Raw genomic sequence first — 14874 nt, forward strand, 5'->3', positions numbered from 1 at the left:
TCAAATGAATTAGTAAGATGCAGGGAGGGGATAAACTTATAATCTTCAGTAAATTTTTGAATAATAAAACTAAAAGGAGAGATAATATGAAAAAGAAAATGTTAATTTTATTGTTAGTTAGTTTTATGATTTTAGGAATGAATGTATCGATAGCTGCTCAAGATGACCAGTTAACTGTTGGAGTTACAACTGTTACTTTAAGACACCAGTTTTTTATTGATATTGATGAAGGAATAAAAGAAGCGGCTGCAGAACATGGAGTAGAACTTTTTACAAACGATCCCAATGTTAATGCACAGGAACAGGTTTCTGCAATTGAAGATTATATGGTAATGGGTGTAGATGGTCTTATTGTTATCGGTACAGACCCTGCGGCTATTGTTCCAGCTGTTAATGAGGCGGCTGAACAGATGCCTATAGTGACAATTGATATGAAATTAGAAACAGATAAAGTTGATTCATTTGTTGGTACTTTAAATGAAGATGCTGGTGAGCAATTAGGTCAGTATACTAGAAAATATATAGAAAATGAATTAGATGGAAATGCTAAAGTTGCTATTGTAAGTTGGTTAGAATCAAATATTCAGCAGCAGCGAGTGGCAGGTTTTGAAAAGGCTCTAGAAGGTATGGGGAATGTTGAAATTTTACAACCACAACCAGGTTATGATAGAGAAGAATCTATGAACACTGTAGAAAATATTTTGCAGTCAAACCCTGATGTTGATATTATTTATTCTACTGCAGAAAATAGTGTTCTTGGTGCAAAATCTGCACTTGAATCAGCTAGAGCAGAAGGTGTTAAAATTGTAGGTTTTGATTTAACTCCTGAAGCAGCGGATGGAATTAAAGATGGTAGAATTTTGGCTATGATTCAGCAGCAGCCAAAAGAAATGGGTAGAAGAGCATTAAATGCACTTGTTGAAAAAATTAATGGAAATGAAATAGAGCCATTAATTCCTGTTCCAGTATTATTATATGATGAAGAAAATGTTGATGAGTTTTTAAACTAAAATAAAATTTAAATCCTTACTTAGTGGCAAATTGTTTGGCGACGATTAAATGCCACTAAGAAGGATTTATTAAATCACTTAATATATAATTTCTATACAGTATTACAAAATCCTTCAATAAATTATAAATTAGAGAAAAATATTAAAGTTATAATTATTAAGGAATGTAATTATAAAAAAAGATAGGGTGAAATTATGGATAACGAAATATTAAGATTAGAAGGACTTTCTAAATATTTTCCAGGTGTAAAAGCTTTAGATGATATCAGTTTTGATTTGATAGAAGGAGAAATTCATGCTTTGATTGGAGAAAATGGTGCTGGAAAATCAACATTAATCAAAGTTCTTACCGGTGCATATCAAAAAACACACGGTAAAGTTTTTTATAGAGGCAATGAAGTAAAAAAACTTAATCCTACAAAGGCAAAAAGTTTAGGTATTAGCGCTATTTATCAGGAACTTACTTTATTTCCAGATTTAACTGTTGCTCAAAATATATTTATGGGTAATGAAAAAGTCTATAATAAAAGTAATATTGTCAAAGATAAAGAGATGATGAATGAAGTCAGAAAAATATTTGAAAAAATTAAGTTAGATATTTCGCCTGAAATACTTGTTAAAAATCTTAGTATTGCCCAACAACAGATGATTGAAATTGCAAGAGCCATTTCTTTAGATGCTGATATATTAATAATGGATGAGCCTACTTCTTCAATTAGTAATAAAGAAACTGAAATTTTATTTGAAATAATAGAAGATCTAAAAAAACAGGGAGTTACAATTATTTATATATCACATAGATTAGAAGAGATTTTTGAAATTGCTAATCGAGTTACTGTCTTAAGAAACGGTAAAAAGATAAAAACTCTTAAAATTGATGAGATAAAAAATAAAGATCAACTTGTAAATTTAATGGTAGGAAAAGAAGTTACTGATCTTTTTCCAAAAAAAGAAGTTAAAATAGGTGATACTATATTAAAAGTTCAAAATCTATCAGCTCAAAATAAATTTGAAGATATTAATTTTGAATTAAAAAAAGGTGAGATTTTAGGTGTAGGTGGACTTGTAGGAAGCCAAAGAACTGAAGTGATGGAAACTATATTTGGTTTAAGAAATTTTGATAATGGAGAAATAATTTTGAATGGACATAAAGTTAAAATTTCTAATCCTCAAAATGCTATTGACCTTGGTTTGGGATTGATTTCTGAAGATAGAAAAGGTACTGGAATTATAAAAACTATGAGTGTAAAAGAAAACATTACCTTGCCAGGTTTAGATTTAATAGATAGAAAATACAGTGTTCTAATAGATAATAAATCTGAAGAAATTGCTGCCGATGCTTTGGTAGATCGCTTGAATGTTAAAACACCTTCCTTACGCCAAAAAATTGATAAGTTGAGTGGAGGAAATCAGCAAAAAGCAATTATTGCAAGATGGATATTGCTGGCACCAGAGATTTTGATTATGGATGAGCCAACACGAGGAATTGATGTGGGTGCTAAATCCGAAATTTACGAATTAATGGGTGAATTAGTAGCTAAGGGTATTAGCATAATAATGATTTCATCTGAAAACCCTGAGTTATTAGCAATGAGTGATCGAATTATGGTCATGCGAGAAGGAAAAATCTCTGGATTTTTAGAAGGAAAAAAACAAACAGAAGAAAATATTCTTAAGCTTGCCTTTGGAGGTGTAGTTAATTAATGAATCAGTTAGAAAATAAAATATCATTTAAAGATAGAATAAAAAACTTTTTTGGTGAAAAAGGTAGTGCAGCTTTAGGATTAATAATATTATTTGTATTTATGACATTTATGTCAGATAGATTTTTGACATTTTCTAATTTATTAAATGTAGCAAGACAAGCTTCGATAAATGGAATAATAGCTGTTGGAATGACCTATATCATCATTACAAAAGGAATTGATTTGAGTGCTGGTGCTTTAGTTGCTTTAACTGGTACTGTAGCAGCCGGTTTAATAATGAACATGGGTTTACCAATAATGATAGCAATAATTTTAACACTAATAGTAGGTGCTTTAGTAGGTTCTTTTACAGGTTTGATGGTTTCAAAACAAAATATTCCTCCTTTTATTGTAACTTTAGCTTTAATGACTATTTTAAGAGGTTTAAGTTTTGTTTATACATCTGGAAGACCAATTTATGTCTCAAATGAACTTTTTAGAGTTATAGGTAGAGGTTATTTAGGACCTATTCCGATTCCTGTAATTATTGCAATTTTTATTGGGATAATTGGACATATTGTGCTAAAGAAAACTAAATTTGGTAGACATATTTATTCAGTTGGTGGAAATGAAGAAGCTGCTCGACTTTGTGGTGTAAATATTGATAGAACTATAATTTATGTATATACTTCTGCAGGTTTTTTAACAGCAATTAGTGGTATTATTTTAGCTTCAAGACTCTCAACCGGTTCTCCTAATGCAGGTGATGGTGCAGAATTAGATGCTATTGCTGCTGTTATATTAGGTGGTACAAGCTTTGCAGGTGGAATTGGTAGTGTGTCTGGAACATTTATCGGTGTTGCAATTATAGGTATTTTAGGAAATGGTTTAAATTTATTGAATGTTTCTTCATATAATCAGATGATGGTTAAAGGTTTAGTAATTTTATTAGCAGTTCTTGTTAATAATATTAAATTAAAAAAGCAAAATATTAGTAGATAATAAAAGGGGAGAACAAAATGGCTGATATAGGAATTTTACCACAAAAAAAGAATCCAGTTAAAAATATTTTTGGAAAAGAAAAAGCAATTATTGGTATGATACACACTAAAGCATTACCAGGAGCTCCAAGATATAATGGTGAAAGCATGGAAGAAATTATAGAGTTTTCAATTAATGATGCTAAAGCTTTAAAAGCAGGTGGGGTTGATGGCTTAATGTTTGAAAACGCCTGGGATGTTCCTTTTTCTAAACCAGAAGATATTGGTTATGAAACTGTTGCAGCATTAACTGTTTTGGCAAATGAAGTAACAAAAGAAGTTGATTTACCATTTGGATTCAATTTTTTAGCAAATGGAGTTATTCAGTCTTTAGCAGCAGCAAAAGCAACAAATGCAGATTGGGTTAGATGTAATCAATGGGTTAATGCTTATGTTGCTAATGAAGGAATTTTAGAAGGTGCTTCTGCTGAAGCTATGCGTTATAAAAAAATGTTACACGGTGAAGACATTAGAGTTTTAGCTGATGTTCATGTTAAACATGGAAGCCATTCTATAGTAGCAGACAGATCTTTAGCAGAGCAAACAAGAGATAATATATTTTTTGATGCAGATATATTAATTGCAACTGGAAGTAGAACAGGAGATGAAACTTCTTTAGATGAATTGATAGGGATTAGTAATAACACACAACTTCCAGTTATTGTTGGAAGCGGTCTTAATGATAATAATGCCAAGAAAATATTAGAAATTGCCAGTGGTGCAGTTGTAGGTTCGTATTTAAAAGAAGATGGTGTTTGGTGGAATCCTGTTGATGTAGAAAGAGTAAAAAGATTAATGGAAATAGTAAATAAACTAAGATAAAGATTTTATGGAAGAAGGTTAGATTAAATGGATTCTAAATTTGATGTAATTTGTTTTGGAGATATCAATGTAGATTATATAGGAAGAATGGATAGACTTCCTGATATTGATGAAGAATTACCAATATATAATTTAGAAAAATTTTGTGGAGGTGCAGCTACTAATGTAGCTGTAACTCTAGCCCGTTTAGGGAAAAATACAGCTTATATTGGAAGTATAGGTGATGATTATAACGGTAAAGAATTAATTGATCGTCTTCAAAATGAAGGTGTAGATGTATCCAAAGTTAATAAAAAAGAGGGCTATTTATCAGGCACAGTATTTGCTATTATAGATAATGATGGAGAAAGAAGACTCTTAAGTTATTTAGGAGCAAATCTTCAAACAAAAAAGGAAGACTTTGATCAGGATTATCTAAGTAAAACAAAAGTTTTACATATGAGTAATCCTTTATTATCTATTGTTCCGACACTGCTTTCATATGCCAGAGAAAATAATTTAATAGTTTCATTTGATCCTGGAACTTTAATATCTTCTAAAGGTTTAGAAGAAATTGAATATATTTTAAGAGAAACTGATATATTATTTTTAAATAGAGTAGAGTATAATGATTTAGTTAATAATAGTGAAAAAGGTTTAGATATATTTTTGGAATTAGGATGTGAAATGGTTGTTTATAAAAAAGGTAAAGAGGGTAGTCTTTTAAAAACAGCTAAAGGAGAAGAAATAATTAGTCCTGGCTTTAAGGTTGAAGTTGTCGATACAACAGGTGCTGGAGATGCATTTGCCGGCGGATTTTTAACAGCTTATCTAAATGATTTAAATTTGAAAGATTTAATGAGATTTGCTAATGCTGTTGCTGCAATTTCTGTAACCAGCAAAGGAGCTAAAGAGGCACTTCCAAATTTAGATGAAGTATTAGATTTTATCTCAAAAAATAGTCCAAATAATTAAAGAAATTTCAAACATAAAAATGAATATATAAATTTACTAACCTGTGGATAATAGATCTACAGGTTTTGTTTATTTAAAGTCAGATTAATTTTTAACTGATAAATTCTATTTTCATCTTGACAGTACTCAGTAAATATTCTATAATTAATCCAACAAACATTTGAATAATTGTTCATATATAATAAATATAAAACTGAGGTGTAAAAAATGCAAAATACGATGAAAAAGAAGACAAAAAAAAATGAAAAAGAATTTGAACTTGAAGGTTTAAATTGTTCTAATTGTGCCTTGAAAATAGAAGATCAGGTTAAAAAGCTTGATGGAATGGAAAAGGTAGAACTAAATTTTGCAACATCTACTTTGAAAGTGGCAGCTGAAGATGCAAAATTAGAAAAAATAAAGGAAGAATTACAAAAAATTTCAGATAGAATAGAACCAGGAGTTAAGGTTAGAGATAAATCTGAGCCTAAAGCTGATAATCAGGCAGAAAAATCATCACTCAAATCTTATCTCTGGCAAAAGAAAAATATTTTTATAGGGGCTTTATTTTTTGCTTTTGCCCTTAGTTTTTCCCATCTTAATGTTTTTAACAATACAATTTTTAGTAGTTTAGCTCTCCCTGCTTACATAACAGCATATTTTTTGATAGGTTATCCGGTCCTTAAAGCAGCTTTTTTTAATATTGGTCAGGGTCAAATTTTTGATGAAAATTTTTTAATGGTTATTGCAACCTTAGGTGCCTTTGGGATTAGAGAATATCCAGAAGCAGTAGCTGTAATGCTCTTTTACATGGTTGGTGAATTGTTTCAGGAAAGAGCAGTTAATAATTCTCGGCGCTCAATTAAAGATTTAATGGATATTAAAGCTGAGTCTGCAAATTTGATTAAAGATGAGAAAATTATAGAAATAAAACCTGAAAAATTAAAAATTGGAGATTTAATTGCAGTTAAAGCCGGTGAAAAAATTCCTGTTGATGGTGAAATAGTAAGTGGAGAAACAGCACTGGAAACATCAGCTCTGACAGGAGAAGCACTGCCTAAAGATGTGGCAGAAGGGGATCAAGTTTTAAGTGGAATGATTAATTTAAATAAATTAATAACAGTTAGAGTGACCAAAGAGTATAAAGATTCTACTGTAAAAAAAATATTAGAACTTGTAGAAAATGCCAGCTCCAAAAAAGCTCCAACAGAGCAGTTTATCAGTAAATTTGCTCGTTATTATACTCCTTTTGTAGTTTTAACAGCAGCTTTAGTTGCCCTGTTGCCACCACTATTTACCGGGGCAGCTTTTAGTCAGTGGTTTTATAGAGCTTTAATCTTTTTAGTTGTTTCCTGCCCCTGTGCGCTTGTGGTTTCAATTCCACTTGGTTTCTTTGGTGGAATTGGACTTGCTTCAAAAAATGGAATTCTAGTTAAAGGTGGAAACTACCTTGAAGCCTTAAACGAGCTTGATACAATAGTATTTGATAAGACAGGAACAATAACAGAAGGTAACTTCAAAGTAACAGAAGTTAATATTCACAGCAATTACAGTCGTCAGCAAATACTTAAAATAGCTGCAGAGGTTGAGCAGTTTTCAAATCATCCAATAGCTCAATCGATTGTAGCGGCTGCAGATGATTATACAAAACATTCTGCTGAAAGTGATTATCAAGAAATTTCAGGAGCAGGTATTAAGGCTGTTTTAGATAATAATCATATTTTAGCAGGAAATGAGAGACTTATGCAGAAAAATAATATTGACTTCAAAAAAGTTAAAAGTACAGGTACTGCGATCTATTTAGCAAAAAATGGAGAGTTTTTAGCTTCTATTGTAATTTCTGATCAATTAAAAGCAGATGCAGAATCTACAGTTTCTGCACTTAAAGCTTTTGGTATTGATAATTTATCGATTCTGACTGGTGATAATAATTCAACTGCGGCGGAAGTTGCTTCCCAACTTGGTTTAGATAATTTCTATGCAGAATTATTACCTGATCAAAAAGTTGAAAAAGTAGAAGAGCTTTTAAGTAAATCAAAAAAATTAGCATTTGTTGGTGATGGTATTAATGATGCACCTGTGCTGGCTCGCTCTGATCTGGGAATAGCTATGGGCGGACTTGGATCAGATGCAGCAATTGAAGCAGCTGATGTTGTTTTAATGACAGATGAACCTTCAAAAATTGTTACTGCCTTAAAAATTGCCGCCAAGACAAAAAAGCTTGTTTGGCAGAATATTATTATGGCTCTTTCTATCAAAGCTGTAGTTATGATTTTAAGTATTTTTGGAATGGCTTCAATGTGGGCAGCAGTGTTTGCGGATGTTGGAGTTGCTTTAATGGCTGTATTTAATGTAATGAGAATTTTAAAAACAGAGGATATTTAGAAATTATTTAATAGAAGATACTTAACTGGAGTGGATAATATGAAAGCAGAACTTAAAGATAAGAAAATATGTGATATATGCGAGGTTTTTGACCCAAATAATCAGGTAGTTCAGTTGATGAAGGAAAAGACTCTTAAAGATGATGTTGTCTATGATCTGGCAGAATTATTTAAAACCATGGGAGATCCAACTCGAATCAAGATTCTTTATGCATTAAAAGAGCGAGAATTATGTGTTTGTGATCTTTCGGAATTGCTTGATATGAGTGCCTCGGCTATATCTCACCAGCTGCGGGTATTAAGAAATAATAAACTGGTTAAGTATCGTAAAGAAGGACGCTCAGTCTATTATTCACTTGACGATGACCATGTTATGTGTCTTTTTGGTCAGGGTCTTGAGCATGTACTTGAAGATAGATAAAGGAAGGTTATATGCCTAATATAAATGCAATACTTTTAGCAGGAGGTCAGAGCAGACGTTTTGGTAGTGATAAGGCTTTGATTTCTTTTGCTGGAATGAAATTAATTGAATACATTTATAGGAATTTAGATCAGAATTTCAAGAAGGTTATAGTTGTGGGCTCAAAAACTGAATATTCTTTTCTTAAAGACGCAGAAATAAGAGAAGACATTTTTCAGAATAAGGGGCCTCTGGCTGGAATTTATACCGGTCTTTATTTTTCTAAGAGCAGATATAATTTTATCTGTGGTTGTGATATGCCTTTTTTAAATAATCAATATTTTAGTTTTTTAAAGGAAGAAATAAGAATACACCCAAAAAAGAAATAATTGTTCCCCGATATAATAATTACTTGGAACCTTTAGCTGCTATTTATCAGCAGTCATTACTTACAAAAATTAAAGCTGAAATTCTGAATGATAATTTAAAAATTAAATCTTTCTATAATAATAGCAGTAAAAAGGTGATCAGTGAGGAATTACTAAAAAGAAATTTTGATTTAGAAAAATTATTTTTTAACCTAAATTACCCAAAAGACCTAGCTAAGGCTTTAACATATTTAAAGGAGGTAGATAAAATTGAATAAAAATCTAAATAAATTAATGCCAATAAATAAAAAACTATTAATTTTAATCCCCATTATAGTAATAACTTTAATTTTTTCAGTATCAACTTCAGCAGAAATACAATTAGAACAGCCAGAATATCAGAGTTTTAAACTGGATAATGGTTTAGAGTTTATGGTTTTTCCTGATCATTCAATTCCTCTAATCAAGTATTCAATTTATTATAATGTAGGTTCCATAGACGAAAAGGATGGCCAAACTGGGATTTCTCATTTTTTAGAGCACCTGATGTTTTTAGGAACAAAAAATGTTCCTGATGGTGAAATTGATGATTTGATTTCATCGGTTGGTGGTCAGCTCAATGCTGCTACAAGTTTTGATTATACTTATTACTATCATGAAGTGCCATCTTCTACCTTGGAGCTGGTAATGGCTTTAGAATCAGATAGAATGCATAATTTAAGATTCAATGATCAGGAAATTAACAGAGAACGTGAAGTTATTAAACAAGAAAGAAGAATGAGAACAGAAAATAATATATTTGCTCGCGGTTTTGAAGAAATTAAAGCACATGCTTTTCAAGATAGTTATTTAGAGCATAACGTTATAGGTTGGATGGATGATATTAATAGTATTTCCACATCAGAATTAAAAAGTTACTATCAGCGTTATTATTCTCCTAATAATGCATTAGTTGTTGTCAGTGGTGATGCGGAAGTAAAACAGGTAAAAAAATTTGCTGAAAAATATTATGCTGATTATCAGCCACAGAAGTTAAAGCGTAGAGAATTTGAGCTGCCAGAGCAGCTGGCTGAGAAAACCCATACAGTTCATTTAAACACAAATATTCCTTATGCTCTTCAGCTTTACAAAATACCAGCAGCTGATAATTTAGACCTCACTGCCTTAGAAATTTTTCTTGATATACTGGCAAATAATCAGAGTTCACGTCTAAAAGAAAAATTGCAAAAAGAAGCTGGGATTATTTTAAATAGTGGTGCTTTTATGTATCCACTGCGCACAGAATCTTTTGCCTTAATTTATTTTATTCCTTCAAACCAGAATCTGGTAGAAAAGGCTCAGCAGGCTTTTGATAAAGAGCTGCAGAAAATTTTTGAAGAAGGAATAACTGCTCAAGAATTTGAAATAGTAAAAAAACATTATCAAAAATCATTAATATTCTCTCAAAAAAACATTAATTCAGCCGCTTCTAATTATGCCCTAAACGAACTGCGTTTTAATAGACCGGATCTAATTGAAGCTAAAATTGAGTATCTTAATAATTTAAATAAAGAAGATGTTGTTCAAGTTGCTCAAAAATATTTTAATAATAGTCAGCGGACAAAAGGCTATATTTTACCTGAAAATAAAGGCGGTGCTCAACAGTGAAAAAAGTAAATAAAATTATCTTTTACACATTAATTATCTTATTTTTATTAACTTTAAGTACGGCTGCTCAAAATCAAAATTTTAGTCCAGAATTTTTTAGAGAGCTGGCAGATGTAGTCAACAAAAAACCTGAGATTGAAGTGCCCGACTATCAGCTTTTTAAATTAGATAATGGAATGAAATTTTATTTAGCTCAGGACAAAAGCCTGCCAATTTTTGAAGTACAGGGATACATTGAAGGTGGTAAAATTAACGAAAATAAAAATAATGCAGGCATAACATCTTTAATGACAGAGACTATGCTTTTAGCAACAGAAAACTATACTGAAAGAGAACTTTCACTTTTTAAGGAACTCAATGCTTTATCCTTAAATTTAAGTGTCGGCTCTGATCGGATCTCTATTCGGGGTAACTCTCTTAAAACTGAAAGCACTAAACTTATCTCACTCTTAAATGAAGTGTTGAGAAGACCTAAATTTGAAGGAAAGCATTTTGAGAGAACTGTTAATGAATCAAAGCAGTTTTATAAACAGCAGTTTTATAATGATTCTTCGCTTTTAAATATGTATTTTTTCAAAAATTTATATGGAGAACACCCTTATGGTTATAATTATAATTACAATTTAATTCTTGATTTTTTGGACCAAGTTAATTCAAAAGAAGTAAATAATTATTATCAACAGCTTGTTAATCCAGAAGACATTGTCATTGCTATCAGTGGAGATTTCAAATTAGAAGAAATAAAAAAAGAACTACAAAATAATTTTTCTGATTGGAGAAATAGTAAAAAAGAATTTAGTGAAAAATACGTAAATGTTCAGCCGAAATTGCATCAAAAAATTATAGTTGTCAATAAAACTGATGCAACCCAGGCCAATATGAGAATGGGATATAATTTCTACAGCAGTAAATTTCCTAAAAGAATTCCTTTTATGATGGGGAATAGAATTTTTGGTGGTGGTTCATTTAACAGCCGCCTGATGGAAAATTTGCGCAGTGACAAAGGTTATGTCTATGGAATTAACGCTCAGACTCAATATCATGATTTTGGGGGCGCTTATTATATTAATTTAAGCCTGGAGCCCCAAAAAGCTCTGCTGGGAATGAAAGCGGTTAAAGAAGAAGTGAAAAAAATAAAAACAGGGGATCAACCTTTTAAAGAGCAGGAACTATTTGAAAATATCAATTTATATAATGCAATTTTTCCCAAGGCATATCAGCATCAGATCGATGTCTTAAATGAAATAGTTTATCAAAAAGAATATAATAATAACTCAGAGAACTATCTAAATGATTTTATCAAACAGTATAATGGGCTTGAAGCTTCTGAAGTACAGAAGATTTTTGCAGAAGAACTGTATCCAGAGATTATATTCACTGTTATAGTTGGGCCAGCAGAAAAAATAACCCCTCAGTTTAAAGAGGCTGGGATAGAGTTTGAATTAATTAATAATTAATTAATATATTTTTGATTGCTGGATTCATAGTGTAAAATAAGTTTTGGAGATTTTAATTCTTGACAGAAGACCGCTTAATAAGATATTATAATAACGATAGCTGAATAATTAAAAACTAAGATGAGAAGTAGTAATTTTCCTGCAGCTGAAAGAGAACGGAGTCCAGCGGCTGAAAGATTCCGGCAGTTAAAGAAAATGAAGTCGTCTCTGAGTTTTACTGGTGAACTAAAATATTGAATTTCTTAATTTTATTTTGTTTAAGTAATCAGTAACGGCAAAGCAGTCGTTAAAAAATGAGAGCTTCTTGGATTAACAAGGAGAACTAAGGTGGTACCGCGAATTTAATGCTCTTTCGTCCTTAACTGGATGGAGGAGCTTTTTTATTTTTAAAAAATAATACTAACTCAAAATCTGTTATAAAATGAAGAGTTGGTGACAACGGAGGGAATTAATGTGGAAAATTTAGAAAAAACTTATGATCCAGCTAAAAGTGAAGATAAATGGTATGATTACTGGCTGGAAAACAATTATTTTGCACCAAGAGAAGAAATAGAAGATGAGAAGGGGACTTTTAGTATTGTAATGCCGCCCCCAAATATTACAGGCCAATTACATATGGGACATGCTTTAGATAACACCTTACAGGATATTTTAACCCGCTGGAAGAGAATGCAGGGTTATCGTTCTTTATGGCTGCCTGGTACTGATCACGCAAGTATTGCAACTGAGGTTAAGGTTGTAGATAAACTACGGGATGAAGGAATTGAAAAAGAAGATATTACAAGAAATGAATTCTTAGAAAAAGCCTGGGAATGGAAAGAAGAATATGGAACTAGAATTACAAATCAACTTAAAAAAATGGGTTCTTCCTGTGACTGGTCACGTGAAAGATTTACCCTTGATGAGGGCTGCTCAGATGCTGTAGAAGAAGTTTTTATCAAATTATATGAGGAAGGATTAATTTATCAGGGAGACTATATTGTTAACTGGTGTCCAAGCTGCCACACAACTCTAAGTGATATTGAGGTTGAGCATCAGGAAACAGAAGGTAAGTTTTATCATTACAAATATCCATATAAAGATCGAGAAGGATATATTACTATCGCTACCACCAGACCGGAAACAATGCTTGGAGATACTGCAATTGCAGTTCATCCATCTGATGAGCGCTACAAAGATCTGGTTGGCGAAAAGGTGATTGTACCACTAGTTAATAGAGAAATTGAAATTATAGCTGATGAATATGTAGATAGTGAATTTGGAACAGGAATGGTTAAAGTTACTCCGGCTCATGACCCGAATGACTTTGAAATCGGACGCCGTAATGATTTAGAGATTGTAGAAGTTATTGATGAAGACGCTCAGATGACAGAAGCAGCTGGAGAAGCTTATGCCGGTCTCGACCGCTATCAAGCCCGAAAAAAGGTAATTGAAGATCTTGAAAAAGAAGGTCTCTTGGTAAAAATTGAAGACCACATGCATAATGTTGGAGAATGCTACCGCTGTGATACAGTAATTGAACCCTTAATTTCAAAACAGTGGTTTGTTAAGATGCAGCCGCTGGCAGAACCAGCGATTGAGGCAGTAGAAGAGAGTGACATTAACTTTGTGCCTGACCGCTTCTCTAAAGTCTATATGAACTGGATGAACAACATCCGCGACTGGTGTATTTCCCGTCAGCTCTGGTGGGGCCACCGGATTCCAGTTTATTACTGTAATGACTGTGATGAGGTAATAGTTAGCAAGGAAGAACCTGAAAGCTGTCCTAACTGCGGCAGCAGCAACCTGCGTCAGGATGAAGACGTATTAGATACCTGGTTTTCATCTGCACTCTGGCCATTTTCAACTTTAGGCTGGCCGGAAGACACAGATGATCTGGAAAGTTTTTATCCGACTGATGTTTTAGTAACAGGTAGAGATATTATTTTCTTCTGGGTGGCCCGGATGATCTTTATGGGACTTAAATTCCAGGATGAAAAACCTTTTTCAGATATCTACATCCACGGTTTGATTCGTGATGCTCAGGGAAGAAAGATGAGTAAATCCTTGGGTAATGGAATTGATCCTCTAGATATTATAGATCAATTTGGAGCCGATGCACTGCGCTTTACCTTAATTACAGGTAATACACCTGGTAATGATATGCGTTTTAGAGAAGAAAGACTTGAGGCCAGCCGCAATTTCGCCAACAAGATCTGGAATGCCTCCCGTTTTGTGCTGATGAATTTAGAGGACTTCGATCTAGCTGATGTTGAGGAGCAGGATCTTAAACCAACACTTGCTGACAACTGGATGCAGAGCCGTCTAAATACAGTAGCAGGAGAAATTGATGAAGCATTAGAAAAGTATAATTTTGGTGAAATGTCAAACTCCCTCTATGATTTCATTTGGAATGAATTTTGTGACTGGTATATTGAACTTCTAAAAGCAAGATTATATCAGGATCAAGACCCTCAGGCAAAATTAACTGCTCAGTACTATGCACTTAATACTTTAGAGAGTCTGCTTAGATTATTACACCCTGTAATGCCTTTTATCACAGAAGAGATCTGGCAGAAACTGCCTGGAACAGAAGGAACCATTATGAGGGCTCAGTATCCAGCCAAAGAAGAAAGTAGTTTAGACGCTGAGGCTGAAGAAAAAATGGAGCTGGTAATGAGTGTTATTAAATCAGTAAGAAATATCAGAAATGAAATGAAGGTTAATCCAGGCCGGCGAATAAAAGCAATTTTTGCTGCACCAGATGCTAAAATTGATATTTTGAAAGAGGGTAGAGAATATATAGAGAACCTAGCCAGGATCAAAGAATTAACAATCGGAAGTGATGATCTGGATCGTCCAGATAAAGTTTCAACTTCAATTGTTAAAGAGGTTGAGGTTATACTGCCGCTTGAGGGAATGATTGATCTGGATAAAGAGATAGAAAGAATGGAAAAAGAAATAGAAGAAATGGAATTTGAGATTAAAAGAGCCGAAGGTAAACTAAATAATGAAGGCTTTGTTAATAATGCTCCAGCAGATTTAGTTGAAGGTGAAAAAGAAAAACTTAAAGAATATAAAGAAAAGAAAGAAAAGTTGATTGAACGAAAAAAAGAATTAGCTAAATAAATTTAGAAGTCAAAAGGCCG

At 32.4% G+C, this 14874-nt stretch carries 11 protein-coding genes and 1 other annotated feature; all 11 genes read left to right on the forward strand.

The window, feature by feature from the left end:
- The first annotated feature begins 86 nt into the window (after positions 1 to 86).
- Positions 87 to 1010 carry a substrate-binding domain-containing protein gene (locus tag HSACCH_RS03105; protein WP_005487766.1) on the forward strand — a complete coding sequence of 308 codons (924 nt, stop codon included), beginning with the start codon at positions 87 to 89 and terminating at the stop codon, positions 1008 to 1010.
- 195 nt (positions 1011 to 1205) lie between these two features.
- On the forward strand, positions 1206 to 2714 hold the full coding sequence (locus HSACCH_RS03110) for a sugar ABC transporter ATP-binding protein (protein ID WP_005487767.1): 1509 nt from the start codon (positions 1206 to 1208) through the stop codon (positions 2712 to 2714).
- The gene (locus HSACCH_RS03115) at positions 2714 to 3697 is read left to right on the forward strand and encodes an ABC transporter permease (protein WP_005487770.1); all 984 of its coding nucleotides are present in this window, start codon (positions 2714 to 2716) and stop codon (positions 3695 to 3697) included. Before HSACCH_RS03110 ends, HSACCH_RS03115 begins: the two co-directional genes overlap by 1 nt.
- Before the next feature lie 17 nt (positions 3698 to 3714).
- A complete protein-coding gene (locus HSACCH_RS03120) occupies positions 3715 to 4557 on the forward strand; it encodes a BtpA/SgcQ family protein (protein WP_005487772.1) in 843 nt (280 codons plus the stop codon).
- Positions 4558 to 4584: 27 nt separating this feature from the next.
- Positions 4585 to 5511, forward strand: a complete 927-nt coding sequence (locus HSACCH_RS03125; protein WP_005487774.1) for a carbohydrate kinase family protein — start codon at positions 4585 to 4587, stop codon at positions 5509 to 5511.
- A gap of 219 nt (positions 5512 to 5730) precedes the next feature.
- Positions 5731 to 7875 (forward strand): heavy metal translocating P-type ATPase, encoded by a 2145-nt coding sequence (locus tag HSACCH_RS03130; RefSeq protein WP_235043983.1) that lies wholly within the window; start codon positions 5731 to 5733, stop codon positions 7873 to 7875.
- Between the two features lie 39 nt (positions 7876 to 7914).
- Entirely contained in the window at positions 7915 to 8295 is a 381-nt protein-coding gene (locus tag HSACCH_RS03135; protein ID WP_005487777.1) for an ArsR/SmtB family transcription factor, read from the forward strand.
- Positions 8296 to 8306: 11 nt separating this feature from the next.
- The gene (locus tag HSACCH_RS03140; protein ID WP_005487778.1) at positions 8307 to 8663 is read left to right on the forward strand and encodes a molybdenum cofactor guanylyltransferase; all 357 of its coding nucleotides are present in this window, start codon (positions 8307 to 8309) and stop codon (positions 8661 to 8663) included.
- Between the two features lie 249 nt (positions 8664 to 8912).
- Positions 8913 to 10289 (forward strand): M16 family metallopeptidase, encoded by a 1377-nt coding sequence (locus HSACCH_RS03150; protein WP_005487780.1) that lies wholly within the window; start codon positions 8913 to 8915, stop codon positions 10287 to 10289.
- Positions 10286 to 11746, forward strand: a complete 1461-nt coding sequence (locus HSACCH_RS03155; protein ID WP_005487781.1) for a M16 family metallopeptidase — start codon at positions 10286 to 10288, stop codon at positions 11744 to 11746. Before HSACCH_RS03150 ends, HSACCH_RS03155 begins: the two co-directional genes overlap by 4 nt.
- A gap of 108 nt (positions 11747 to 11854) precedes the next feature.
- Positions 11855 to 12109, forward strand: a binding site (T-box leader).
- A 90-nt stretch (positions 12110 to 12199) separates the two neighbouring features.
- Positions 12200 to 14854 (forward strand): valine--tRNA ligase, encoded by a 2655-nt coding sequence (locus HSACCH_RS03160; protein ID WP_005487783.1) that lies wholly within the window; start codon positions 12200 to 12202, stop codon positions 14852 to 14854.
- Positions 14855 to 14874 lie beyond the last annotated feature (20 nt).

Source organism: Halanaerobium saccharolyticum subsp. saccharolyticum DSM 6643 (assembly GCF_000350165.1).
In the GTDB taxonomy this organism is placed as follows: Bacteria; Bacillota; Halanaerobiia; order Halanaerobiales; family Halanaerobiaceae; genus Halanaerobium; species Halanaerobium saccharolyticum.